Here is a 23,784-nt window from a genome sequence, read left to right on the forward strand (position 1 = left end):
GCAGAACACTTGATGGACATCGCAAGTATGGGCGCGGCACCCTCGAACCGCCAAGCGACCGGCGAACCAAGGAGCGGACGAATGAGCGCGGGCAGATGGTCGGCGGGCGTGATCCCGTACGCGGAGATGGGCTACTGGCGCCCGGACTACCAGCCGAAGGACAGCGACATCCTGGCCGCCTTCCGGATCACGCCGCAGCCCGGCGTGCCCCCGGAGGAGGCGGGCGCGGCCGTCGCGGGCGAGTCGTCCACCGCCACCTGGACGGTGGTGTGGACCGACCGGCTCACCTCGTACGAGAACTACCAGGCCAAGTGCTACCGGGTGGAGCCCGTCCCCGGCCAGGAGAACCAGTTCATCGCCTACATCGCCTACGACCTCGACCTGTTCGAGGAGGGGTCGATCGCCAACCTCACCTCGTCCATCATCGGGAACGTCTTCGGCTTCAAGGCCCTCAAGGCGCTGCGCCTGGAGGACATGCGGATCCCGACGCACTACGTCAAGACCTTCCAGGGCCCGGCGCACGGCATCGTCATGGAGCGCGAACATCTCGGGAAGTTCGGCCGCCCCCTGCTCGGCGCCACCGTCAAGCCCAAACTCGGCCTGTCGGCCCGCAACTACGGCCGCGTCGTGTACGAGGCCCTGCGCGGCGGCCTCGACTTCACCAAGGACGACGAGAACATCAACTCCCAGCCCTTCATGCGCTGGCGCGACCGCTACCTCTACTGCATGGAGGGCGTCACCAAGGCGCAGGCCGCCACCGGCGAGGTCAAGGGCCACTACCTCAACGTCACCGCCGGGACGATGGAGGCGATGTACGAGCGCGCCGAGTTCGCCAAGGAACTCGGCAGCGTCATCGTCATGATCGACCTGACCATCGGCTACACCGCCATCCAGTCGATGGCGCACTGGGCCCGCGCCAACGGCGTCCTGCTGCACCTGCACCGCGCCGGGCACTCCACCTACACCCGGCAGAAGAACCACGGCGTCAGCTTCCGCGTCATCGCCAAGTGGATGCGGCTGGCCGGCGTCGACCACATCCACGCCGGGACGGTCGTCGGCAAGCTGGAGGGCGACCCCAACAGCGTCGCCGGCTTCTACGACACCCTCCGCCGCGACACGATCGCCGCCGACCCGGTCAAGGGCCTCTACTTCGACCAGGAATGGGCCTCGCTGCCCGGCTGCATGCCGGTCGCGTCCGGCGGCATCCACGCCGGGCAGATGCACCAGCTCCTGCACTACCTGGACGAGGACGTCATCCTGCAGTTCGGCGGCGGCACCATCGGCCACCCCATGGGCATCGCCGCGGGCGCCGCCGCCAACCGCGTCGCCCTCGAAGCGATGATCAAGGCCCGGAACGAGGGCCGCGACTACCTCGCCGAGGGCCCCGACATCCTCCGCGCCGCCGCCAAGCACAGCCGCGAACTCGACGTCGCCCTCGCCACCTGGGGCGACATCACCTTCACCTACGAATCCACCGACACCCCGGACGTCCTCGACACTCCTGTGAGTCTGTAATGCGTATCACCCAAGGCACCTTCTCCTACCTGCCCGACCTCACCGACGAGGAGATCACCGCACAGGTCGCCTACGCCCTGCGCAACGGCTGGCCCTGCTCGATCGAGTTCACCGACGACCCCCACCCGCGCAACTCCTACTGGGAGATGTGGGGCCTGCCGATGTTCGACCTCACCGACCCCGCCGGCGTCCTCTACGAGGTCAACGAATGCCGCAGGGCCTACCCCGGCCACTACATCCGCCTCAACGCCTACGACGCCCGCTACGGCAGGCAGACCACGGCCCTGTCGTTCATCGTCCAGCGGCCCGCCGAAGAACCCGGCTTCCGCCTGGACCGCGAGGAGACCTCGGACCGCCGGGTGCGCGTCCGCGTCCACCCCTACGCCCTCGACCGCCCCCAGGGCGAACGGTACCGATGAGCGAACGCCCCGGATTCGGCATGCGCCCGTCCGAGAACGGCGGCGAGGAGGCCCCCGAACCCCTCCCGCCCGACGCCGTGGTCGACCTGGCCCGCGAACGCGCCGACTCCCACATCGACGGGGTCCTGGACGCCCTGGACTCCGAACTGGTCGGCCTGGCCCCGGTCAAGACCCGCATCCGGGAGATCGCCGCGCTGCTCCTGGTCGACCGCGTCCGCGCCCGCTTCGGCATCGACTCGGGCCGCCCCAACCTCCACATGTGCTTCACCGGGAGCCCCGGCACCGGCAAGACCACCGTCGCCACCCGGCTCGCCGAACTCCTCCACCGCCTCGGCTACGTCCGCCAGGGCCACCTGGTCTCGGTCACCCGCGACGACCTGGTCGGCCAGTACGTCGGCCACACCGCCCCCAAGACCAAGGAGGTCCTCAAACGCGCCATGGGCGGCGTCCTGTTCATCGACGAGGCCTACTACCTCTACCGGGCCGAGAACGAGCGCGACTACGGCCAGGAGGCCATCGAGATCCTCCTCCAGATCATGGAGAACCGGCGGGACGACCTGGTCGTCGTCCTGGCCGGCTACAAGGACCGGATGGACGCCTTCTTCTCGTCCAACCCCGGCATGAGCTCCCGCATCGCCCACCACATCGACTTCCCCGACTACGAGCCCGCCGAACTGGAGGAGATCGGCCGCCTCATGACCCGCCGCGAGGGGTACCGCCTCGCCCCCGACACCGAACCCGTCTTCCGCGACTATCTCGAACGCCGCCGCGCCCAGCCCCGCTTCGCCAACGCCCGCTCCGTCCGCAACGCCATCGAACGGGCCCGCCTCCGGCACGCGAACCGCCTGATGGCGGGGGGCGGCGAGGTCTCCCGGGACGACCTGACCACCCTGCGCCCCGAGGACTTCCGGGCCAGCCGCGTCTTCGCCCGCTAGCCCCCGCAGGAATCTGGCGGCAGATCGCAGGCTTTAGTCTTGAGACTGTCGACATGAACATGTGGGGGAGACGGTGCTAAACCCTGAGGATCTGTACGAGCTTGACGCCGACCTGCCGGAGATGGCGGGGCCGGTGCTGCTGCACAGCCTCGACGGCTTCGTGGACGCGGGCTCCACGGGTCAGCTGGTCCGCGAGCACCTCCTGGACTCCCTGGAGCACCGCGTGGTGGCCCGGTTCGACGTGGACTCGCTGATCGACTACCGGGCCCGCCGCCCGCTGATGACCTACGACCGCGACCACTGGTCCTCCTACGACGCCCCGGAGCTGGTCGTCCACCTGCTGAGGGACGAGGTCGGCAGCCCCTTCCTCTTCCTGACCGGCCCCGAGCCCGACCGGCTCTGGGAGGGCTTCACCGCCGCGGTCCGCGTCCTGGTGGAGCGCCTGGGCGTCAGCCTGGTCGTCGGCTTCCACGGCATCCCGATGGGCGTTCCGCACACCCGCCCGGTCGGGATGACCTCGCACGCCACCCGACCCGAGCTGATCACCAAGAACTCGTGGTTCGACAAGGTCCAGGTCCCCGGCAGCGCCGCCGGGCTGCTGGAGTACCGGCTGGGCGAGTCCGGCCACGACGCCCTCGGCTTCGCCGTGCACGTCCCGCACTACCTCGCCCAGTCCGCCTACCCGGCCGCGGGCCTGGCCGCCCTGGAGGCCGTGGTCTCCGCCACCGGCCTGGTCGTGCCCACCGACGCCCTGCGCAAGGCCGCCACCAAGACCGACGCCGAGATCGCCGAGCAGGTCGCCGGCAACGACGAGGTGGAGAAGGTCGTCCGGGCCCTGGAGCAGCAGTACGACGCCTTCGCCGGAGCCGCCGAGCGGGAGAACCTGCTGGCCGAATCCCAGGACATGCCGACCGCCGAGGAACTGGCCGCCCAGTTCGAACGCTTCCTCGCCGAACAGGACGGTCCCGACTCGTCCCAACCCTAGAATTCCGTTTCGCGCCCGCCCCCCGCGACCGGGTACGCTTGCCCGGTCACGGGGGCGCGTAGCTCAGGGGTAGAGCACTCGCCTTACAAGCGAGGAGTCGGCGGTTCGAAACCGTCCGCGCCCACATGCCGGGTCGCTGTGGTCGGCGCTTTCGCGCCCTCCCGGCGGCCCGTGGCCTTTTACGGGACGGGCGGGGGCAGGGGGCTGGTGCGGAGCAGGGTCGTGGCCTTGGTTAGGGCGGGGTACGGGTCCGCGGCGGACGGCGGGGTCTCGTCGGTCCATTCCCAGGGGGAGCCGTCGCCGGAGGGGGCGGCCGGGGCCCAGCGGCAGAAGGATGCGCCGCGGAAGGTGCTGTGGCCGACGACGAGGCGGCCGTCGTAACGCCGGGACGGCTGCGCCTCGTTCAATTCCTGAAGGGCGTCGAGCACCTCGCCGCAACGGCTCAGCATGGTCTTGACGGCGGCGGTCGACTCTTCCTTGTCCATGTAGACGCCGCCCCAGCCGGTCTGGGCGAAGACGGCGAGCGGCCCCATGACGAGGTGATAGCTGATGGCGTAGGAGTTCGCGCCGTGGCCCGCGTGCGAAACGGCCATGTAGTCCTCGACCCGGCCGCTGAGCGCTTCGAGCACGTAGTCCTGGAACATGTACATGCCCATCGGGTCGATGTCGCGCGTGGCGTACACCCACTCTCCGCGCTTCTCGACCAGGGACTCCATTTGCGCCGGGACGGGCGGCGCCCCGAGCCCGGCCTCGTCGAAGAGGCGGCGCATCTCGTCGACGCCGCCCTCCTGCCGCTCGGAAGAGGCCCTGCGCTTCACGCTCGCTCCTTTCGCCGGTGGGGCAATCCTGCCGCATTCGGGAACGGTGCGCGGGACCGTTGATCGGATCGTGGTGCTGGAGGCGGACAGGGCCGGCGAGATGTACCGTGATCTCGTCGTCGCGCAGGTCTCCGCCGACCGAAATCCGGCGATGTGAGCAGGCTCTCACCCTTGTCCGGGCAGGTCAGCGCCGGTTTAACATGCCGTTCACATAAGGGCAACAGGTCCGAAATGGCAGATTGTCAGCCTCGTCAGGGCCGATACCTGGACGAGAGGGACCGACGTTGAGCTACAAGGCCGAGTACATCTGGATCGACGGCACCGAGCCCACCGCGCGGCTCCGTTCCAAGACCAGGATCCTGGCGGACGGTGCCGACCTGCCGGACTGGGGTTTCGACGGCTCCAGCACCAACCAGGCACCGGGTGACAACTCGGACTGCGTGCTCAAGCCCGTCTTCACCTGCCCCGACCCCATCCGCGGCGGCGACCACAAGCTCGTCCTCTGCGAGGTCTTCCTGGTCGACGGCACCCCGCACCCGACCAACACCCGCGCCGGGCTGCGCCCCGTGGCCGAGAAGTACGCCGCCCAGGACTCCTGGTACGGCATCGAGCAGGAGTACACCTTCTTCAAGGACGGCCGCCCGCTCGGCTTCCCCGAGCGCGGCTTCCCCGCCCCCCAGGGCATGTACTACTGCGGCGTCGGCGACGACGAGGTGCACGGCCGCGACATCGTCGAGCGCCACCTCGACGCCTGCCTCGACGCCGGCCTCAAGGTCTCCGGCATCAACGCCGAGGTCATGCCCGGCCAGTGGGAGTTCCAGATCGGCCCCGCCGGCCCCGTCGAGGTCGCCGACCACCTGTGGGTCGCCCGCTGGCTCCTCTACCGCGTCGCCGAGGACTTCGGCGTCGCCGCCACCCTCGACCCCAAGCCCGTCGAAGGCGACTGGAACGGCGCCGGCGCCCACACCAACTTCTCCACCAAGGCGATGCGCGAGGGCTACGACGCCATCATCACCGCCTGTGAGGCCCTCGGCACCAAGGTCCAGGAGCACGTCGCCGGCTACGGCGCCGGCGTCGAGCGCCGCCTGACCGGCATGCACGAGACCGCCCCCTGGAGCGAGTACAGCTACGGCGTCTCCAACCGCGGCGCCTCGGTCCGGATCCCCTGGCAGGTCGAGGTGGAGAAGAAGGGCTACATCGAGGACCGCCGCCCCAACGCCAACGTCGACCCCTACGTCGTCACGCGGCTGATCACCGGCACCTGCTGCGAGGCCCTGGAGAAGGCCGGCCAGGTCTGACACGAGCCCGGCCGCGCCGAGCGCGGCCGACGAGCCGAGGGGATCCCGGGGCGGGGCGCTTCCGGGGTCCCCTCGTTCCATTAGGTCAGGGGGCGGCGGCCGGCCAGGCCCAGGTCCGTGCGGTGGTACCAGGCCAGTTCGGGGTCGCCTTCCAGCCAGCAGAGACGGACCGAGCGGCCGTCCAGGACGGCCGGGAAGTCGATGAGGAAGGGCGCCAGGCCCTTGACCTCGATGCCCTGGTCGGTGAACCAGGCGATCTCCTCGTCGAGCCTCGCCTCGGCGGCCTTCACCTCGGGGATGCCGCCGCGTTCGGACGCGCCGCGGGTGCGCAGGTCCAGGGTCAGTTCGGCGAGGTCGGCGCGGAGGCGCACGATCTCGGCCGCGTGCTCCTTCACCTCGGGGATCAGGGCGCGTGCCTCGGTGACGGTGAACTCCCGTTCCGCGGTGTCCATGATCTCTCCAGAGGTCGGTGTCGTGTCGCCCGCAACGTTACCCAGGTGTGGCGGAACTGCCGCCGCCTTATCGGTGTTTTTCCCGATAAGGCAGGACCGTTCCAGGGGAGAATGGTGAACGGCAAGGGCGGGGGAGGCGCTCCCTGCCCGGAGGGAGGCACGCGATGTCGACCACTCTGACCGAGCCCGAACGGGCGAGGGCACTGTTCGCATCGCCGCTCCAGGAGTCGGGGCGGCCCACGCCGCAGCAGATCAGGGCCGTCGTGGAGGCGGCGCCGGTGGCGGCGGACTGCCTGGGGTGCGTGGCGCAGGAGGCGGGCGACCATCCCGAGGTCTACCTGCTCAGGATGCGCTGGGCGCTGCACGCGGTCGCCCAGGCATATGCGACCGAGACCGCCGGAGGGTGACAAAAACTCCACAAACCTCTGAAGTCACGTGGAGTCTCCCCGAGGGGACCGGGTAGCACTCGGGCATGGGGGAGACGCCGTTCGAGCCGTTCTTCCACGGCCCGCGGGGACGTGGCAACCGGCGCGGATCGCCGTTGCAGCGGTCGTTCCGCTGCCGTGCGGCGCTTCCTGGGGTGGTCGCCCCGATGGCCCGGTACGAGGAGTTCGTCCGGCTGCACGAGGCGTTCTCGGCCCGGCCGCGGGTGCACGCCCGGCGGCTGTGGCTGTGCGGGGCCGGGACGGCGATGGTCGTGTCGGCGCTGATGTTCGGGGGCGTGGCCCTCGTGCGCGGCGGGCTGGGGATCGACGCGCCGGTGTTCGTGGGGGCGCGGGCGAGTACGGAGACCGCGGCGCTGGCGTACGGGGCGTCGGCGTTGATCGCGACGGTGCAGGCGACGGCGCTGCTGCACGTGCTGCTCGCGGTGGCGGAGCGGCCGGTCCGGGCCTTCGCGTGCCTGGGCGCGATGGCGGTGACGCTGCTGACGCTCCTCCCGTTGACGCTGCGGATTCCGGCGCCGTCCGCGTGGGCCACCGCCGGTCTGAACCTGGTCGGGGGCGTCGCCCTGGTGGTGCTGCTGGCGGCCGTCGCGCGGGCCTGCGTGACGTGGCCGCCCGAGCGCCGCCGCAGACGTCTCTAGGGGACGACGGTGACCGGCCAGCGGCCGGCGCGGACGAGCCGTACCGCGACCGAGCCGATCAGCCGGTGCCCGGCCTGCATGGACGCGCCCACGATGACCATGTCGGCGCGGTTGTCGTCGGCGATCCGGGCCAGCACCGTGGCGGCGTCGCCGCGCTCCTGCACCAGCTCGTGCCGGACGGCGGGACCGCGCTCGATGGCCTGCTGGAGTTCGTCGCGGATCTCCCGGGCGATCTCGTCGGCCGCCTCCAGCAGCGCCGTCGCGCCGCCCGGGGTGAGCGTGGAGATCGAGGAGACCGGTGACACGTGCACCAGGATCAGCCGGGAGTCGTTGCGGCGGGCCAGGCCCCAGGCGTAGGCGCCGGCGCGCATCGAGGTGTCGGAGCCGTCGACGCCCGCCACGATCACCCTGGGGCCGTCTGTACCGAGCTCGAACGTCACCCGGCCAGCCTAGCGGCCGGTGAAGCGGGCGAGCAGGTCGTCCAGGTCGAGCACGCCGGTGGCCAGCGCCGCGTACATGTGGTCGACCTCGGCGTGGCCCAGTTCCCGGGCGATCCGCAGCGAGTCGCCGTGCGCCTCGGCGGCCAGCAGGTCGACCTGGTGTCCGGCGAGGGCCTGGAGGAGTTCGCGCCGCCCGGCGGCGGCGGCCTCCTCGGCGAGGCGGCGGTCCAGCGAGCGGCGGATGTGGACGCGGGCCGGGGCGGTCACCGCGAAGCGCAGCCAGTCCTCGGACGGGCCGCCGCCCGGTTCGGTGAGCACCTCGACCACGTTGCCGCTGCGCAGTTCGGCCGACAGCGCGGTCAGCCGGCCGTTGACCAGCGCCCCGATGCACAGGTCGCCGGTCTCGGGGCCGAGCGCGTAGGCCAGGTCGAGCGCGGTGGCCCCGGCGGGCAGCGCCACCACCTCGCCGGACGGGGTGAACACCGCGACGTCGCCGGGCGCCAGATCGGCGCGCAGGCTGTCGAGGAACGCCGCCGAGGGCGCGTCGGACTGCCAGGCCAGCAGCCGGCTCAGCCACACCAGATCGCGCCGCTCGGCGGTGGCCGCGCCCGTCCCGGCCTCGCGGATGTGGGCGACGATGCCGTACTCGGCGACCGGGTGCATGGCCCGGCTGCGGATGATGACGTCCAGCAGGTCGCCGTCCGGGCTGATCACCCGGGTGTGCAGCGACTGGTACATGTTGAACTTGGGCAGCGCGATGAAGTCCTTGACCCGCCCGGGGATCGGGTGCAGCGCCGAGTGCACCGCGCCGAGCGCCACGTAGCAGTCGCGCTCGCCGCCGTCGACCAGCAGCAGGAGCCGGGCGGCGTCGCACGGCCGCAGCCCGGCCAGGTCGCCCTCGCGCTCGCGGTGCACGGCGTACAGGTGGCGGGGCCGGATCGAGAACCGCCCGGTGATCCCCTGCTCGGCCAGCGCGGGGCGCAGCAGGCCCAGGGCGGGCCCGAACGCGGGTTCGGCGGCGCGCAGCGCGGACCGCACGGCCCGGTCGGCGGCCAGGTGGGCGTCCGGGTCGCGGGCGGCGAACGCCAGGTCGTCCATCTCCCGCTTGAGCATGTGGATGCCCAGCCGCTCGGCGAACGGCACCAGCAGCTCCTGGGACGCCTTGGCGTACCGGCCGCGCTTGTGCTCGGGCTGGAAGCCCAGCGTGCGCAGGTTGTGCAGGCGGTCCGCCAGCTTGATCACCAGGACCCGCAGGTCGGCGGCGGCGGCCAGCACGATCTTGCGGAACGTCTCGGCCTCGGCCTGGTCGCCCCAGCGCTCGCCGTCGAGCTTGGTCACCCCGTCCACCAGCACCGCGACCTCCTCGCCGAAGTCGGAGCGGAGCTGGCCCAGGGTGTAGGGGGTGTCCTCCACGGTGTCGTGCAGCAGCGCCGCCACCAGCGTGGCGGTGTCCATGCCCAGTTCGGCCAGGATGATCGTCACGGCGAGGGGGTGGGTGATGTAGGGCGCCCCGGACTTGCGGAGCTGGCCGCGGTGCAGGCGCTCGGCGACCTCGTACCCGCGCAGCAGCTCGGTCTCGTCCCGGCCCGGCGAGACGGCGCGCAGGACGGCCAGCAGCGGCGCCACGGCGGGCTGCGCGGCGGGGGCGGCCATGCGGTCGCGGCCCCGCTGCGGGACGCGGAAGCCGGTACGGGCGCGCGGGGAGGCGGCGCCGGGAGCCGGCGGGCTCCCCGGCGGAGTGATCGAACCTGCCTGGTTGAGGGTCGTCATCACGCACCCCGCTCGGCGGCCTGGCCCGCGGCGGGACGCTACGGGCCGTGACTGGCATTATGCGCGATGTCGCCGCGCCCGCGCGAGTGCGCGGCCGCTCGAATGCGGAATTTGCCTTCCCGGCGGTTCGTCGAGGCGAATTAACACGGGCTTCACAGCGCCGTGATCGCGGCTCCGGGACGCGGTGTGAGAATGCGGTCAGGAAGCCGGGGCGGGGCCCGCCGCCTGCTCCGCCCCGGCCCGTCGAACGGAGCTGGGACCTCGCGATGATCGTGTCACCCGGGAGCCTGCGGACCGCCGCGTCCAACCTCGCCCGCAAGCTGGTGTACGGGCATGTCGCCGATCTGCGCCCGACGCCCGCGCGGACGGTCGGGGCCGGGCCGCGCACCACGCCGGTGTACCGCTACCGCGGGCTCGAGGGGGTGGTGGCGGCCGGGCCGCCGGTGCTGCTGGTGCCGTCCCCGGCGGCGCCCGCGCGGTGCTTCGACCTGCGGCGGGGCTGCAGTCTGGCCGAGCACGCGGTGAACGCGGGGCGCCTCTGCTACCTGCTCGACCACGGCGCCGCGGAGTGGGCAGGGGAGGTGCTGCCGGAGGCGATCCGCACGGTCAGCCGGGACGCCTCGGGGCAGCCCGTGCAACTGGTCGGCTGGTGCCTGGGCGGGCTCTTCTCGCTCCTGGCCGCGGCCGATCCGGACCTGCCCGTCGCCTCCGTCGCGATGATCGCCACCCCGTCACGGGTGGTCGAACCGGGTCCGGTGCGCGCCGCGCGGCGGGTGAAACGCGATTACCGGACATTGGCCAATCTCGACAAGACCGAATATCTGGCGCAGGCCGAAGCCCTCGACCATTTCCACGCTTTGGCGGAGGCGGGTTCCGGGCGTCCCGCCCAGGAGGTGTATTCGGCCCTTCTGGGGGATGACGGCGAAATCGGGATCGCCCTGGACGCCGTCCGGGTGCCGGTTCTGGCCGTCGCGGGACGCGCCGACGCGCTGGCGCCGGTCACCGCCGTCCGGCCGTTCGCGCGGCTGCTGCCGAACGCGCCCGAGGTCCGCTTCGCGGCCGTGCCCGGCGGCCATCTGGGCGCGCTGACCGGGCTCGCGGCCAGGACGACCACATGGGCGCGGCTTGACCGCTGGCTGGACGAGGGCATCGTGCGCCACGGCATCCGCCCCCATCCGCGCCGCGCGCACGCGCGGCGCGCGAGCCGCCGGGGGCCCGCCACCGCCCTGTGAAACCTTCCCTGAGAGGCCGGGTGATCGTCGGTCACCCGGTTTCCTTGGGTCAAGGGAGTCTCCAGGAATCCTTTCCAGTCCCTGTGGTCGGCCGTGCGCCGGTGTGTCGGTTTCGTGGTCACGGTGTGACCGACCGTAGTGTGTCTCGGCGTTGAGGCAGCCAGGGTTTCGAGCCGCGCGCCCGCAGGTGGGCTGCCGGGCGCACGGGACGGTCGGGGGGCTTGTGCATGACGGCTGAGGGTGGCGCGGGCGGGATCATCGGCATCTCCCCGTTCGGACGGCCGGCGCCCCATCTCACGGTGGCGGTGGCCCGGGCCGGCGCGATCGGGGTCCTGGACCTCGGGACCGACCGCGCCGCCGCGCTGGCCGCGCTGGCCGACGTGGGCCGCTGGTGGCGGGGGGCGTTCGGCGTCCGCGTGCCCGCCGGGTGCGGCGTGCGGCCCCGCGACCTCCCGGACGCCGTGGACACGGTCCTGATCGACTTTCCCGCGCTGCGGCCGGAGGCGCCGCGTCCCGCCGAGGTCGAGGCCCCCGCGCCCGCCGAGTCCACGATGCCCATGCCGGCGGTGTCTCCGGACCCGGCCGCCGACGTGTACCAGGACGAGGACGACGGCGGCTGGACGGTCCGGACCATCCCGCCGCCCCCGCCCGCGAGCGACCGCGGTGCGCATGGCGAGTACGAGTTCCGCCCCGTCGAGGGCGGAGAAGGCGATGACGACGACGCCGAAGGGCTGATCGACCCCCGCGCGTTCGCGGCGGGCGGGCGCCGGAGGCTGCTGATCGAGGTCGTGAACCCGGAGGAGGCGACCGAGGCCGTCCGCAGGCTGGGCCCCCTCGCGGCCGCCCGGCCCGGGCACGGCCTGGTCGCGCGGGGCTGCGAGGGCGGCGGCCGGGTCGGTGAGCTGTCCACGTTCGTGCTGCTCCAGCGGCTGCTCGGGGACGCCAGGATCGGGCTGCCGGTGTGGGCGGCCGGCGGGATCGGCCCGCACACCGCCGCGGCCGCGGTCGCGGGCGGCGCCGCCGGCGTGGTCCTGGACTCCCAGCTGGCGCTCGTCCGGGAGACGGACCTGCCGGCCGACGTCGCCGCCGCGGTGGCGGCGATGGACGGCTCGGAGACGCGGATCGTCGAGGGGCACCGCGTGTACGCCCGCCCCGACCTGCCCCGCATCGAACTGGCCGGGCTCGACCTCGCCGGGATGAACGCCAGGATGGGCGCGACCGGGCTGCGGTCGCGGCTGCTGCCGGTGGGCCAGGACGGCGCGCTCGCCCGCCCGCTGGCCGAGCGCCACCGGACGGCGGGCGGCGTGGTGCAGGCCGTCCGCGCGCAGATCGCCGCGGGCATCCGCGCCGCCGTGCGCACCGAGCCGCTGGCCTCCCGCGGCGCGTCCGGTCCGGGGGCCGAGGAGGCGTCCGGTGCCGGGACGGGCCGCGAGTACCCGGTGGCGCAGGGCCCGATGACGCGGGTGAGCGACCGGTCGGCGTTCGCGGCGGCCGTCGCGCAGGACGGCGGCCTGCCGTTCCTCGCGCTCGCGCTGATGAGCGGCGACGAGACCCGCGACCTGCTGCGCGACACCGCCGAGAGGCTGGGCGAGCGGCCCTGGGGCGTGGGCGTGCTCGGGTTCGCGCCGCCCGAGGTGCGGGAGGCCCAGCTCGCCGCCGTCCGGGCGGTGCGCCCCCCGTACGCGCTGGTCGCCGGTGGCCGTCCCGCCCAGGTCGAGCCCCTGGAGTCGGTCGGGATCCGCACGTACCTGCACGTCCCCTCGCCGGGGCTGCTGGACCGCTTCCTGGCCGAGGGCGCGCGCAGGTTCGTGTTCGAGGGCAGCGAGTGCGGCGGGCACGTCGGGCCGCGCGCGAGCTTCCCGCTGTGGGAGGCGCAGGTCCAGCGGCTGCTGGCGTACTGCGACGCGCACGAGGGCGCGGCCGCCGGGCTGTCGGTGATGTTCGCGGGCGGGATCCATGACGAGCGTTCGGCGGCGATGGTGGCCGCGCTGGCCGGGCCGCTGGCCGAGCGCGGCGTCGGGATCCGCCTCCTGATGGGGACGGCGTACCTGTTCACCTACGAGGCGGTCGCCGCCGGGGCGATCACCCCGGGGTTCCAGCGGGCCGCGATCGAGTGCGACGGCACCGCGCTGCTGGAGACCTCGCCGGGGCACGCGACCCGGTGCGCCCGCACCCCCTACGTCGCGGCGTTCGAGGAGCGGCGGCGCCTGCTGGAGGAGGCGGGGACGCCCCGCCAGGAGGTGTGGCGGCTGCTGGAGGAGCTCAACCTCGGCCGGCTGCGGATCGCCAGCAAGGGCCTGCGCCGCGAGCCCGGCCGCGGGCCGCTGGCCGGGGCGGGCGGCGCCGCCGAGCCGGGCGGCCTGGTACCGGTCGGCGCGGACGAGCAGCGCGCCGAGGGCATGTTCATGCTGGGGCAGGCCGCGGCGCTGCGCTGGTCGACAACCAGCATCACCGGCCTGCACGAGCAGGTCAGTACTGGGGCGACGTTCTTCCTGGCCACGCGCGCTGCCACGCTCGGTCTCGCCGGGGCGGGCGCGGAGTCCGCGCGGGCCCGCGGCGCCGCCGGCGCCGCCGAGGCCGCGACGGGCGCTTCCGGTGCCTCCGCCGAGGGGGCGGCCGGGGAGCCGATGGACATCGCGATCGTCGGCATCGGCTGCGTGTTCCCGGGCGCCGCCGACAGCGCGGCGTTCTGGGCCAACGTCGTCCGCGGCGTGGACTCGATCTCCGAGGTGCCGCCCGACCGGTGGGACCCGGACGTCTACTTCGACCCGGCGGCGCTGCGCGAGGACGCGGGCGCGGGCGCCAAGACCCCGTCCAAGTGGGGCGGGTTCATCCCGGACGTCCCGTTCGACGCGCTCGCCTACGGCATCCCGCCCGCGTCGCTCGGCAGCGTCGAGCCGATGCAGCTGCTGGGCCTGGAGGTCGCCGCGCGGGCGCTGCGCGACGCCGGTTACGCCGACCGGCCGTTCGACCGCTCGCGCACCTCGGTGTTCTTCGGCGCGGAGGCGGGCACCGACCTGGGCAACGCCTACGGCGCCCGGGCGCTGCTGCCGATGTACTACGGCCAGGTGCCGCCCGGCCTGGACGAGCAGCTCCCGCGGCTCACCGAGGACTCCTGCCCGGGCGTCCTCACCAACGTGATCGCCGGGCGGATCGCCAACCGGCTGGACCTGGGCGGCGCCAACTACACCGTGGACGCCGCGTGCGCCGCGTCCCTGGCCGCGCTCGACGCCGCGTGCAAGGAGCTGGTCGCCGGCGGCAGCGACATGGTCCTGTGCGGCGGCGCCGACCTGCACAACGGCATCTACGACTACCTGCTCTTCTCCGCCGTGCGGGCGCTGTCGCCGCGCGGGCGGTGCGCGCCGTTCGACGCCGCCGCCGACGGGATCGCGCTCGGCGAGGGCGTGGGCTGCGTGGCGCTGAAGCGGCTGGCCGACGCCGAGCGCGACGGCGACCGGATCTACGCGGTGATCAAGTCGGTGGCGGCCGCCAGCGACGGCCGCTCGGCCGGGATCACCGCGCCCCGCGCGGAGGGCCAGCGGCGGGCGCTGGAGCGCGCGTACCGGCGCGCGGGGGTGTCGCCGTCCCGCGTCGGGCTGGTGGAGGCGCACGGCACCGGCACCGAGGTCGGCGACCGGGTCGAGCTGGCCACGCTCACCGAGACGTTCACGGGGGCCGGGGCGCGGCCGGGCGGGACGGCGCTGGGCTCGGTCAAGTCCCAGATCGGCCACACCAAGTGCGCCGCGGGCCTGGCGGGCCTGATCAAGACCGCGTACGCGCTGCACACCGGCGTCCTGCCCGGCACCCTGCACCTGGAGCGGCCCAACCCGTCCTGGGACGCGGCGACCAGCCCGTTCGCGTTCGGGCGGACGACGCGGCCGTGGGCGGCGGCGCCGGGCGAGCGGTACGCGGGGCTGAGCGCCTTCGGGTTCGGCGGCGCCAACTTCCACGCCGTCCTGGCCGGGTACGACGGGGCGCCGGAGCCGGTGTCCGGGGTCGCCGAGTGGCCCGCCGAGCTCTTCCTGATCCGCGGCGCGGACCAGGCCGAGGCCGGCGCCGAACTGGACCGGCTCGAGGCGCTGCTGACCGACGGGACGGCATCGGCCTCCGGCGGGGGGCAGGGGCGGGTGCGGCTGCGCGACCTGGCCCGCACGTTCGCCGAGCGCGAGGGCCCGGTGCGCGCGGCGCTGGTCGCCACCGGCCCGGACGACCTGCGCGACAAGATCGCCGCCGCGCGGGAGTTCCGCGCCGCCCCCGGCGTGCGCGTGGCCGACGAGGACGGCGCGGTGGCCGGCGGCCGGGTCGCCTTCCTCTACCCGGGGCAGGGCAGCCAGCGGCCGCACATGCTCGCCGACCTGTTCGTGACCTTCCCGCGCCTGCAGCGGCTGCTGCGGCTGGCCGGGGGCCGCTACGCCGGCGCGATGTTCCCGCCCGCCGCGTTCACCCCGGAGGAGGCGGAGCGGCAGCGCCTGGCGCTCACCGACACACGGGTCGCGCAGCCCGCCCTGGGCATCGCCGGGCTGGCCGTCCACCGGCTCCTCACCGCGCTGGGCGTGCGGCCGGACCTGGCCGCCGGGCACAGCTACGGCGAGCTGGTCGCGCTGTGCGCCGCCGGGGTGTTCGGTGAGGAGGACCTGATCGGGCTGAGCGCCGCCCGCGCCGAGGCCATCCTGGCCGCGGCCGGGGTCAGGGTCGGGACCGGCGCGGGCGGGGACGCGGGCGCCATGGCCGCCGTCGCCGCCCGCCTGGAGGACGTCCGCGCCGCCCTGGACGGCGTCGGCGAGGTCGTCGTCGCCAACCACAACGCGCCCCGCCAGGTGGTGATCTCCGGATCGTCGCCGGGGATCGAGCAGGCCCTGGCGGCTCTGGGCGAGCGGGGGATCGCGGGCAGGCGGCTGCCGGTCGCGTGCGCCTTCCACAGCCCGCTGGTCGCGGGGGCGGCCGCCGCGCTGCGCGCCGAGCTGCACTCCCGCGACCTGCGCTCGCCCGCCTACCCGGTGTGGTCCAACTCCGGCGCCGCGCCGTACGACACCGACCCGGACCGGCTGCGCGCCACCCTCGCCGGGCAGGTCGCGGTGCCGGTCCGGTTCGTCGAGCAGATCGAGGCGATGTACGCGGCGGGCGCCCGGATCTTCGTCGAGGCCGGGCCGGGGCGCGTCCTGACCCAGCTCACCGGCAAGATCCTCGGCGACCGGCCGCACACCGCCGTGGCCGTCGACGTCCCCGGCGAGGAGGGGGTCGAGCGGCTGCTGACGGCGCTGGCCGACCTGGCCGTGGCGGGGGTGCCGGTGGACCCGCTGCCGCTGTTCGCCGGGCGGGACGCGCGGCCGCTGCCGTCCGCTGGCGCGGTTCCCAGCACGGGCCGCAGCACGGGCCCCGGCACGGGGCCCGGCTGGATCGTGAACGGACATCTCGTACGCACCGCCGACGGCGGCCATCTGGACAACGGGCTGCGCCCCGCCGAGCGGATCGCGCCGCCGCTCGCGGGCGTGCCGCAGGGGGAGACCATGGATTCCGGACAGAACGTTTCCGCGCCGCCGCAGCCGGGCGGGGCGCGCACCGCTTCCGTGCCCCCTCCGTCCCCGGCGCCCTCGGTCCCCGCGGCGTCCTCGGCGCCCTCAGGGGCCTCGGAGGAGGCCGCGGAGGGCGAGGCGGCGGTGCTGGAGTTCCTGCGGTCCGGACGGGAGATCATCGCGGCCCAGCGCGAGGTCGTGCTCAACTACCTGGCCGGCGAGCAGCGGCCCGGGGGCGGGGCCGTGCCGCGGCCGCCGCTGCCGGCCCGGTCCCGCGCGCCGCGGCCCCTGCCCGTGCCGGTCCCGGGACCGCGCCGGGCGATGCCGGGCGAGGCCGTGAGCGCCTCCTCCGGCGCCGGCACGACCGGCGCGAACGGCGCGGAGCCCGAGCCGGAGGCCCGGCCCGCGGCGCCGGGCCCCGCCGACATCCGCAGCGGAGCGAGGAATGTCGGCGAAGCCGTTGCCGGGGGGTCTGGGGGGGCGTCCCCCCAGAATGATGCCGACATCCGGTCGACGGTCCTGGAGGTGATCGGTTCCCGCACCGGCTATCCGGAGGGGATGCTGGCCGTGGAGCTGGACCTGGAGGCCGATCTGTCGATCGACTCCATCAAGCGGACCGAGATCATCGGCGAGCTGGCCGAGCGGGTCGGGCTGGCCCCGGCCGGGACGCGGCTGGACGAGACCGTCGCCGAGCGCCTCGCCCGCATCAAGACCATCGCCGAGCTGGTCGCCTGGATCGGCGAGCGCCTGGCGGGCAGGACCGACCCCGCCCCGGACCCCGTCCAGGAATCCGCCCCGCCCCCCGCCGCCGTGGAGGGGACGGCGACGCTGCGGCACGTCGTGCGCATGACCGAGCTCCCCGAGCCGCCGCCGGGCTTCCCGGACGCCGCCGGGCGGTTCGCGGGCCGCACCTTCGTGATCGTCGACGACGGGTGCGGGATCGCGCTCGAACTCGCCGCGCTGCTGGAGGACCAGGGCGCCCACGTGCGCACCCCGAGGGAGCCGGACGGCCCCTGCGACGGCCTGATCCACCTGGGCTCGCTCCAGCCGGGCGGCGGGCCGGTGCTGCCGGGGGCCTACGCCCCGATCCGGGCGGCGCTGGTGGGCGGCCTGCGCTGGCTGGTGCTGGCGGGCGGGACGGGCGGCACGTTCGCCCGCCGCTACGACGGCGGCGACGCGGGCGACCCGACTCCGGGCACCGGGCTGCGCGGCCTGGCCCGGACCCTGGCACGGGAGTTCCCCGAGACGCTGGTGCGCGCCCTGGACGTCAACACCAAGGAGACGCCGCGCGCTATCGCGCTGCGCGTCCTGGCGGAGATGGCCGACGCGGAGGCACCCGTGGACGTCGGCCACGACGGCGAGGTACGGCGCACGCTCACCGTCGTCCCCGCCGAGCTGCCGCTCCCCGCCGCGGCCCTCGGGCCCGACGGGCGGCCCGCGCTCGGCCTGGACGCGAACAGCGTCGTGCTGCTGACCGGGGGAGCGCGCGGCATCACCGCGAAGGTGGCCCTGGAGCTGGCCCGCACGACCGGCTGCCACATCGAGCTCGCGGGCCGTACGCCGCTGCCCGGCGCCGAGCCGGCCGGGCCCCCGCCCGCGGAAGCGCACGACGAGGCGGCGCTGCGCCGCTTCCTGGTGGCGCGGGGCGGGAACCGCACCCCCGCCGAGATCGAGGCGGAGATCCGCCGGATCCTCGCCGCCCGCGAGGTGGCCGCGACGCTGGAGGCGCTGCGCGAGCACGCCGCCTCCGTCCGCTACCAGACCCTGGACGTGCGGGAGGCCCAGGCCGTCCGGGCCCTGGTGGAGGACGTCTACGCCCGCCACGGCCGCCTCGACGGGGTAGTCCACGGCGCGGGGCTGGTGGATGACCGGCTGGTCCGCCACAAGGATCCGGCCTCCTTCGACCGGGTGTACCGGACCAAGGTCGACGGCGCGTCCGCGCTGGCCGCCTCCGTCCGCCCGGATCTCGGCTTCTTCGTGGTGTTCGGCAGCGTCTCGGGCGTCCGCGGCAACCGCGGCCAGGCCGACTACGCCGCCGCCAACGACGCCTGCGACACGTTGGCCCACGCCTGGCGCACCCGGTTGCGCGGCCGGGTGCTGGTGGCCGACTGGGGCCCGTGGGCGGGCGGCGGGATGGTCACGCCCGAGCTGGCCCGCGAGTACTCCCGCCGGGGCGTGCCGCTGATCGATCCGGACGCGGGCGTGGCCGCGCTGCTGCGCGAGATCGTCCACGGCGACGAGGTCCAGGTCGTCTTCACGGGGGTGCCGTCATGAACCGTGCCCGAGCGAACGGGAAGGCCGCGGTGGCGGCCAGGTGGGGCCCATGAGCGGCGGCGGGAGCCCCGCCGGCCGCGGGGCCGGGGCGGGGGCCGCCGAGCCGATCGCGATCGTCGGACTCGGGGCGATCTTCCCCGGGGCCGGGACGGCCGCCGCGTTCTGGCGCAACGTCCAGAACGGCGTGGACGCGATCCGCGACGTGCCCCCCAACCGCTGGGACCCCGACGTTTACTACGACCCGGGCGCCTACGACCGGCCGCCCGAGAGCGACCGCTTCTACTGCCGCCGGGGCGGGTTCATCGACGACCTCGCCACGTTCGATCCCGCCCGGTTCGGGATCATGCCGGCCGCGGTGGCCGGGATGGAGCCCGACCAGCTGTTGGCGCTGCGCACCGCCGCCGAGGCGATCGCGGACGCGGGCGGCGAGGAGCGGCTGCCGGACCGGGAGCGGATCGGCGTGGTCATCGGCCGCGGCGGCTATCTGACCCCGGGCGTGGCCCGGTTCGACCAGCTGGTGAGCGTGTCGCACCAGGTCACCGGGGTGCTGGCCGAGCTGCTGCCGGAGCTGGGCGGGGACCGGCTGGCCGAGATCGGCGCCGCGTTCCGGGCCCGGCTCGGCCGGGCCGAGGACTCCGGCGGGCTGGTGCCCAGCTTCGCCGCGTCCCGCATCGCCAACCGGTTCGACCTGCGCGGCCCCGCCTACACGCTGGACGCGGCGTGCGCGTCCTCGCTGCTGGCGGTGGAGCACGCGGTGCGGGCGCTGCGGTCCGGGCAGTGCGACGCGATGCTGGCGGGGGCCGTGCACCACGCGCACCACGTCACGGTGTGGAGCGTGTTCAGCCGGCTGCGGGCGCTGAGCCGGGGCGAGCGGATCCGCCCGTTCGACCGGGCGGCCGACGGCACGCTGCTGGCCGAGGGCACCGGGATGGTGCTGCTGAAGCGGCTGGCCGACGCCGAGCGCGACGGCGACCGGGTGCACGCGGTGATCCGCGGCGTCGGGTCCTCCAGCGACGGCCGGGCCGGCGGGATCATGAGCCCGCAGGTGGACGGGCAGGTGCTCGCGGTGGAGCGGGCCTGGCGGGACGCCGGTCTGGACCCGGCCGAGCCCGGCGCGGCCGGGCTGGTCGAGGCGCACGGCACCGCGACCCCGGCGGGGGACGAGGCGGAGCTGGCCACGCTGCGGCGCGTCTTCGGGACCGCGCCGGCGGGCCCGGGGGCCGGCGGCGGGCCGCCGCTGTGGCTGGGCACGGTCAAGTCGATGATCGGGCACGCGATGCCCGCCGCCGGGATGGCCGGGCTGATCAAGGCGGCGTGCGCCGTGCGGGACGCGGTGCTGCCGCCGACGCTGAACATCGAGGAGCCGCACGCCGCCCTGGCCGGGACCCGGCTGCGGCCCGTCCGGGAGCTGGCGGAGTGGGAGCCCGCGGTGGAGGGGATGCCGCGCCGCGCCGTCGTGAACGCCTTCGGGTTCGGCGGCGCCAACGCGCACGTGGTGCTGGAGGAGCCGCCCGCGTCGTCGGCGTCCCCGGCCTCAGGGCGTGGCCTGCGGAGGGTCTTCGCGGCGGGCGGCGCCGGGCGGTTCGGCGGCCAAGGCGTCGGGACGGGCGCCGAGGCGGGCGCCGAGGCGGTGCTGCGGCTGTCGGCCTCGTCCCCGGACGCCCTCAACGACCTGCTCTCCCTCCCGGACGAGGAGCTCATGGCGCGCGGCGAGTCCCCCGCCGGAGGCGGCGCGGGCGTGTGCCGGGTCGCGATCGTCGAGCCCACCGCGCGCAAGCTCGACCTGGCCCGCGCGGTCGTCGCCCGCGGCACCCCGTGGCGGGGGCGCAGCGACATCTGGTTCACGCCGCGGCCGATGCTCGGCGGCGACCCCGGCACGGGCCCCGGCACGGGCGCGGGGACGGGCGCGGGGACGGGCGCGGGCCGCACGGCGTTCCTGTTCCCCGGCTTCGAGCCCGCCTTCGAGCCCCGGATCGACGACATCGCCGCGCACTTCGGACTGGAGCCGCCGCGGCTGACCGGCCGCTCCGACGCGCTCGGCCACGCCGCCGACGTGATCGCCGCCGGCCGGCTGCTGGCCGCCGCGCTGGCCCGGCTCGGCATCGAGCCGGACGTGGCCGCCGGGCACAGCCTCGGCGAGTGGACCGCGATGATCGTGTCCGGGATGTACCCGCCGGAGGCCGTGAACTCCTTCATCGCCGCGCTCGACGACGAACCGCCGCTGCGGATGCCGGACGCGGCGTACGCGGCGCTCGGCTGCGGCGCGCACCGCGCCCAGGAGGTCCTCGGCGGCCGCGGCGACGTGGTCGTCAGCCACGACAACTGCCCGCACCAGTCGGTGATCTGCGGGCCCCCGGTGGCGGTCCGGGAGGTGCTCGGACGGCTCGCCGCCGAGGGCGTCCTCGGGCAGGAGCTGCCGTTCCGGTCCGGGTTCCACACCCCGATGGCGCGGGTCCACCTGGAGGCGGCGCGGCGCTCGTTCCGGGCGCTGCCGATCCGGGAGCCGCGGTACCCGCTGTGGTCGGCGACGACGGTGGCGCCGTTCCCGTCCGACCCGGCGGAGGTGCGCGAGCTGGTCATCCGGCATCTGCTGGAGCCGGTCCGGTTCAGCGAGCTGATCGAGGAGCTGTACGGCTGGGGCGTCCGGGCGTTCGTGCAGGTCGGGCCGGGCAGCCTGACCGGGTTCGTCGGCGACCGGCTGGGCGGCCGCGATCATCTGGCACTGGCGGTGAACGTGCCCAAGCGCGACGGGATGGCGCAGCTGCGCCGGGTGGTGGCCGCGCTCTGGGCCGAGGGCTACGGGTCGGCCGGTGCCGGGACGGCGCCGTTCCCGGGCGCCGGCGACGCGGGCGGCCACCAGGGGCCCACGGGCATCAGGCTCGACCTGGGCACCCCGCTGGTCCGGCTGGACGGGGCCGTCCCGCCGCTGGTGCCGGCCTGGCCGGGCGGGGACGGCGGCTGGCCCGAGCTGCCCGCGCGCGACCCGGTGATGGCCGAGCTGGACGCGCTGCTGCGGGAGGCCACGGCCACCGCGCAGAGCGTGGTGGACGCGCTGGGCCCGGCCGGCGGCGCCGACGCCGAGGCCGTCGCCGGCCAGGACATCGGGATCGACTCCGAGTTCGATCCGGGCTTCGACGGGAGCGTCGCCGGCGGCGGCGTCCCCGGCCTCGACCGGGACTTCGGCGCCGGACCGCGGACACGCGCCGCCGGGGCGGCCGGGCCGGTGCGGGAGCCGGAGGTCACGGAGCTGACGACCTCCCGCACCTTCTCGCTGGAGGCGATGCCGTACCTCACCGACCACTGCGTGATCCAGCAGCCCGCGGGCTGGCCGGAGATGTCGGACCGGTTCCCGGTCGTCCCGCTGACCACCCTCCTGGAGGTGATGGCCGAGACCGCCCGGGAGCTGCTGCCCGAGCTGGTGGTCGTCGGGTTCGAGGACGTGCGGGCGCTGCGCTGGGTGGTGGCCTGCCCGCCGACGACCGCCGACATCCGGGCGCAGCTCGTCCGGGACGAGGGCTTCCGGGCGGCCGGGCCGCGCCGGGTGCGGGTGTCGGTGCAGGGACACGCCGACGGGACCGTGCTGCTCGCCGAGCGGTACCCGGCCGTCCCGCTGCGGACCCTGGACGACCGCAGCCCGCTGGACGGGGAGGGCCCGCCGCCGGTGACGGCCGCGCAACTCTACGACGAGCGGTGGATGTTCCACGGGCCGCTGTTCCAGGGCGTCTCGGAGATCTGCTCGATGGCCGGCGACGGGCTGCGCGGCGTGCTGGCCGCGTCCGCCACGCCGGGCGCGCTGCTGGACAGCGCCGGGCAGCTGTGCGGCCACTGGATCCAGGTGTACGGGGAGAAGGATCAGACCGTCTTCCCGATCGGCATCGGCCGGGTGTCCTTCTACGGCCCGCCGCCGCCCGCCGGGGAGCGGCTGGACACCACCGTCTGGAACCGGTCGATGTCGGAGACCATCGTCAAGTACGACGTCGAGATGACCCGGTCCGCGGGCGGGGCGGTCTGGGGGCGGATCGAGGCGTGGACGACGCGCCGCTTCACCACCGACGAGGCGACCTGGCGGATGAAGTTCACCCCGGAGGTGTCGGGGGTGGGCGACCCGCGGCCGGGCGGCTGGTGCCTGGCCCGCCGGCACTGGGACGGCTCGTCCGCCCGCGACCTGCTGATGCGGCAGTACCTCGGCGCCGCCGAGCGCGAGGTGTACCACCGGCTGCGGCCGCGCGAGCGCGGGCCGTGGCTGCTGGGCCGGATCGCGATCAAGGACGCGGTGCGGTACTGGCTGTGGGAGCGGGGGCACGGGCCGCTGTTCCCGGCCGAGCTGACCGTGCACGAGGACCTGGGCGCGGCCGGCGGCCCGGGGGAGGGCCGGCCGATCGTGACGGGGCCGTTCGAGACGGACCTGACGGTGGCGGTCGCGAGCACGGCCGAGCTGGGCGCGGCGCTGGTGCGGCCCGCTCCCGAGCCCGCCGGGATCGCGGTCGTGCCGGTCGGCGATCCGGAAGACGGCCCGGGGGACGGCCCGGGGGACGGCGCCGCCGGCGGTTCGGAGGCGATGCGCCGCGCGGCACGGGCGGCCGGTCTCGCCGCCGGCCGGGTGGCGGAGGTGGAGTCGTGCCTGCTGGACGGGCACGCCGTGGCCTGGACGGTCGCGGCGCCCGACGACGGTGGCGGGGACGAGGGCGGCCGGGAGGACGGCCGCGACGGAACGGGCAACGGGGAAACGGGGGAGCAGAGAGCATGACACGCGCGGACGGCGTCCTCTCCGAGGTCGTCCAGATGCTGGTCGACGTGGTCGGCGACGACTTCCTGCTGGAGGGCGACGTGGGACCGGAGACCACGCTGAACGAGGACCTGGCGCTGGAGAGCATCGAGTTCGTCGCGCTGGCCGAGCGGCTGCGGCGCCGCTTCGGCGACCGTGCCGACCTGGCCTCGCTCGTCGCCGGCATGGATCTGGACCAGATCATGCGGATGACGGTCGGCGACCTGGTGCGCCACATCGAGTCGCGGCCGGAGTCCCCGGCCGCGACCGCCGGGGTCTGAACC

Annotated in this window: 15 protein-coding genes and 1 tRNA gene; 12 read left to right on the top strand and 4 right to left on the bottom strand. The window is 75.0% G+C overall.

The genetic code is table 11. The features are described 5' to 3' along the window. Nucleotides 1–81 precede the first annotated feature (81 nt). From ACFPZN_RS30665 to ACFPZN_RS30685, 5 genes are all read left to right on the top strand, one after another. The gene (locus ACFPZN_RS30665) at nucleotides 82–1,515 is read left to right on the top strand and encodes a form I ribulose bisphosphate carboxylase large subunit (RefSeq protein ID WP_378285737.1); all 1,434 of its coding nucleotides are present in this window, start codon (nucleotides 82–84) and stop codon (nucleotides 1,513–1,515) included. After that, the gene (locus ACFPZN_RS30670; protein ID WP_378285738.1) at nucleotides 1,515–1,934 is read left to right on the top strand and encodes a ribulose bisphosphate carboxylase small subunit; all 420 of its coding nucleotides are present in this window, start codon (nucleotides 1,515–1,517) and stop codon (nucleotides 1,932–1,934) included. Before ACFPZN_RS30665 ends, ACFPZN_RS30670 begins: the two co-directional genes overlap by 1 nt. Then, nucleotides 1,931–2,869 (top strand): CbbX protein, encoded by a 939-nt coding sequence (gene cbbX, locus ACFPZN_RS30675; RefSeq protein WP_378285739.1) that lies wholly within the window; start codon nucleotides 1,931–1,933, stop codon nucleotides 2,867–2,869. The genes ACFPZN_RS30670 and cbbX overlap by 4 nt, the downstream gene beginning before the upstream one ends. A gap of 73 nt (nucleotides 2,870–2,942) precedes the next feature. Continuing rightward, nucleotides 2,943–3,854 (top strand): proteasome assembly chaperone family protein, encoded by a 912-nt coding sequence (locus ACFPZN_RS30680; protein WP_378285740.1) that lies wholly within the window; start codon nucleotides 2,943–2,945, stop codon nucleotides 3,852–3,854. Between the two features lie 52 nt (nucleotides 3,855–3,906). After that, nucleotides 3,907–3,978 (top strand) — tRNA-Val (locus tag ACFPZN_RS30685). Between the two features lie 55 nt (nucleotides 3,979–4,033). Here ACFPZN_RS30685 and ACFPZN_RS30690 read toward each other — a convergent pair. Continuing rightward, a complete protein-coding gene (locus ACFPZN_RS30690) occupies nucleotides 4,034–4,672 on the bottom strand; it encodes a hypothetical protein (protein ID WP_378285741.1) in 639 nt (212 codons plus the stop codon). A gap of 284 nt (nucleotides 4,673–4,956) precedes the next feature. On the opposite strand from ACFPZN_RS30690, the gene glnII reads away from it, so the two are divergent. Beyond that, nucleotides 4,957–5,970, top strand: coding sequence for a glutamine synthetase (gene glnII / locus ACFPZN_RS30695; protein ID WP_378285742.1), 1,014 nt, complete (start codon nucleotides 4,957–4,959; stop codon nucleotides 5,968–5,970). An 80-nt stretch (nucleotides 5,971–6,050) separates the two neighbouring features. Here glnII and ACFPZN_RS30700 read toward each other — a convergent pair whose 3' ends face one another. Then, a complete protein-coding gene (locus ACFPZN_RS30700; RefSeq protein ID WP_378285743.1) occupies nucleotides 6,051–6,422 on the bottom strand; it encodes a DUF2203 domain-containing protein in 372 nt (123 codons plus the stop codon). A gap of 164 nt (nucleotides 6,423–6,586) precedes the next feature. Here ACFPZN_RS30700 and ACFPZN_RS30705 point away from each other — a divergent pair, with 164 nt between their 5' ends. Both ACFPZN_RS30705 and ACFPZN_RS30710 read left to right on the top strand, forming a co-directional pair. After that, nucleotides 6,587–6,829, top strand: a complete 243-nt coding sequence (locus ACFPZN_RS30705) for a hypothetical protein (RefSeq protein WP_378285744.1) — start codon at nucleotides 6,587–6,589, stop codon at nucleotides 6,827–6,829. Nucleotides 6,830–6,894: 65 nt separating this feature from the next. Continuing rightward, nucleotides 6,895–7,506, top strand: coding sequence for a hypothetical protein (locus ACFPZN_RS30710; protein WP_378285746.1), 612 nt, complete (start codon nucleotides 6,895–6,897; stop codon nucleotides 7,504–7,506). Here the strand turns inward: ACFPZN_RS30710 and ACFPZN_RS30715 are convergent. After that, nucleotides 7,503–7,946: a universal stress protein gene (locus ACFPZN_RS30715; RefSeq protein ID WP_378285747.1), complete on the bottom strand. Its 444-nt coding sequence runs from the start codon at nucleotides 7,944–7,946 to the stop codon at nucleotides 7,503–7,505. The genes ACFPZN_RS30710 and ACFPZN_RS30715 overlap by 4 nt on opposite strands. A 9-nt stretch (nucleotides 7,947–7,955) precedes the next feature. Beyond that, complete coding sequence (locus tag ACFPZN_RS30720) at nucleotides 7,956–9,716, bottom strand: RelA/SpoT family protein (protein ID WP_378285748.1); 1,761 nt, start codon at nucleotides 9,714–9,716, stop codon at nucleotides 7,956–7,958. A gap of 266 nt (nucleotides 9,717–9,982) precedes the next feature. Between ACFPZN_RS30720 and ACFPZN_RS30725 the strand changes: the two genes are divergently transcribed. The 4 genes from ACFPZN_RS30725 (at nucleotide 9,983) to ACFPZN_RS30740 (ending at nucleotide 23,781) form a co-directional block, all read left to right on the top strand. Continuing rightward, complete coding sequence (locus ACFPZN_RS30725) at nucleotides 9,983–10,948, top strand: alpha/beta hydrolase (protein WP_378285749.1); 966 nt, start codon at nucleotides 9,983–9,985, stop codon at nucleotides 10,946–10,948. Nucleotides 10,949–11,175: 227 nt separating this feature from the next. Continuing rightward, the gene (locus tag ACFPZN_RS30730) at nucleotides 11,176–18,735 is read left to right on the top strand and encodes an SDR family NAD(P)-dependent oxidoreductase (protein WP_378285750.1); all 7,560 of its coding nucleotides are present in this window, start codon (nucleotides 11,176–11,178) and stop codon (nucleotides 18,733–18,735) included. 49 nt (nucleotides 18,736–18,784) lie between these two features. Further along, nucleotides 18,785–23,482: a beta-ketoacyl synthase N-terminal-like domain-containing protein gene (locus ACFPZN_RS30735; RefSeq protein WP_378285751.1), complete on the top strand. Its 4,698-nt coding sequence runs from the start codon at nucleotides 18,785–18,787 to the stop codon at nucleotides 23,480–23,482. Continuing rightward, nucleotides 23,479–23,781 carry an acyl carrier protein gene (locus ACFPZN_RS30740; protein ID WP_378285752.1) on the top strand — a complete coding sequence of 101 codons (303 nt, stop codon included), beginning with the start codon at nucleotides 23,479–23,481 and terminating at the stop codon, nucleotides 23,779–23,781. Before ACFPZN_RS30735 ends, ACFPZN_RS30740 begins: the two co-directional genes overlap by 4 nt. Nucleotides 23,782–23,784: the final 3 nt, after the last annotated feature.

Origin of the sequence: Actinomadura rugatobispora (assembly GCF_042656285.1) — a bacterium.
In the GTDB taxonomy this organism is placed as follows: Bacteria; Actinomycetota; Actinomycetes; order Streptosporangiales; family Streptosporangiaceae; genus Spirillospora; species Spirillospora rugatobispora.

Bases quoted from the DNA above. Each gene is read 5' to 3' on its own strand.
- ACFPZN_RS30665 (WP_378285737.1), top strand. From the start codon at position 82: ATGAGCGCGGGCAGATGGTCGGCGGGCGTGATCCCGTACGCGGAGATG.
- ACFPZN_RS30670 (WP_378285738.1), top strand. From the start codon at position 1,515: ATGCGTATCACCCAAGGCACCTTCTCCTACCTGCCCGACCTCACCGAC.
- cbbX (WP_378285739.1), top strand. From the start codon at position 1,931: ATGAGCGAACGCCCCGGATTCGGCATGCGCCCGTCCGAGAACGGCGGC.
- ACFPZN_RS30700 (WP_378285743.1), bottom strand. From the start codon at position 6,422: ATGGACACCGCGGAACGGGAGTTCACCGTCACCGAGGCACGCGCCCTG.
- ACFPZN_RS30705 (WP_378285744.1), top strand. From the start codon at position 6,587: ATGTCGACCACTCTGACCGAGCCCGAACGGGCGAGGGCACTGTTCGCA.
- ACFPZN_RS30710 (WP_378285746.1), top strand. From the start codon at position 6,895: ATGGGGGAGACGCCGTTCGAGCCGTTCTTCCACGGCCCGCGGGGACGT.
- ACFPZN_RS30720 (WP_378285748.1), bottom strand. From the start codon at position 9,716: ATGACGACCCTCAACCAGGCAGGTTCGATCACTCCGCCGGGGAGCCCG.
- ACFPZN_RS30725 (WP_378285749.1), top strand. From the start codon at position 9,983: ATGATCGTGTCACCCGGGAGCCTGCGGACCGCCGCGTCCAACCTCGCC.
- ACFPZN_RS30730 (WP_378285750.1), top strand. From the start codon at position 11,176: ATGACGGCTGAGGGTGGCGCGGGCGGGATCATCGGCATCTCCCCGTTC.
- ACFPZN_RS30735 (WP_378285751.1), top strand. From the start codon at position 18,785: ATGAGCGGCGGCGGGAGCCCCGCCGGCCGCGGGGCCGGGGCGGGGGCC.
- ACFPZN_RS30740 (WP_378285752.1), top strand. From the start codon at position 23,479: ATGACACGCGCGGACGGCGTCCTCTCCGAGGTCGTCCAGATGCTGGTC.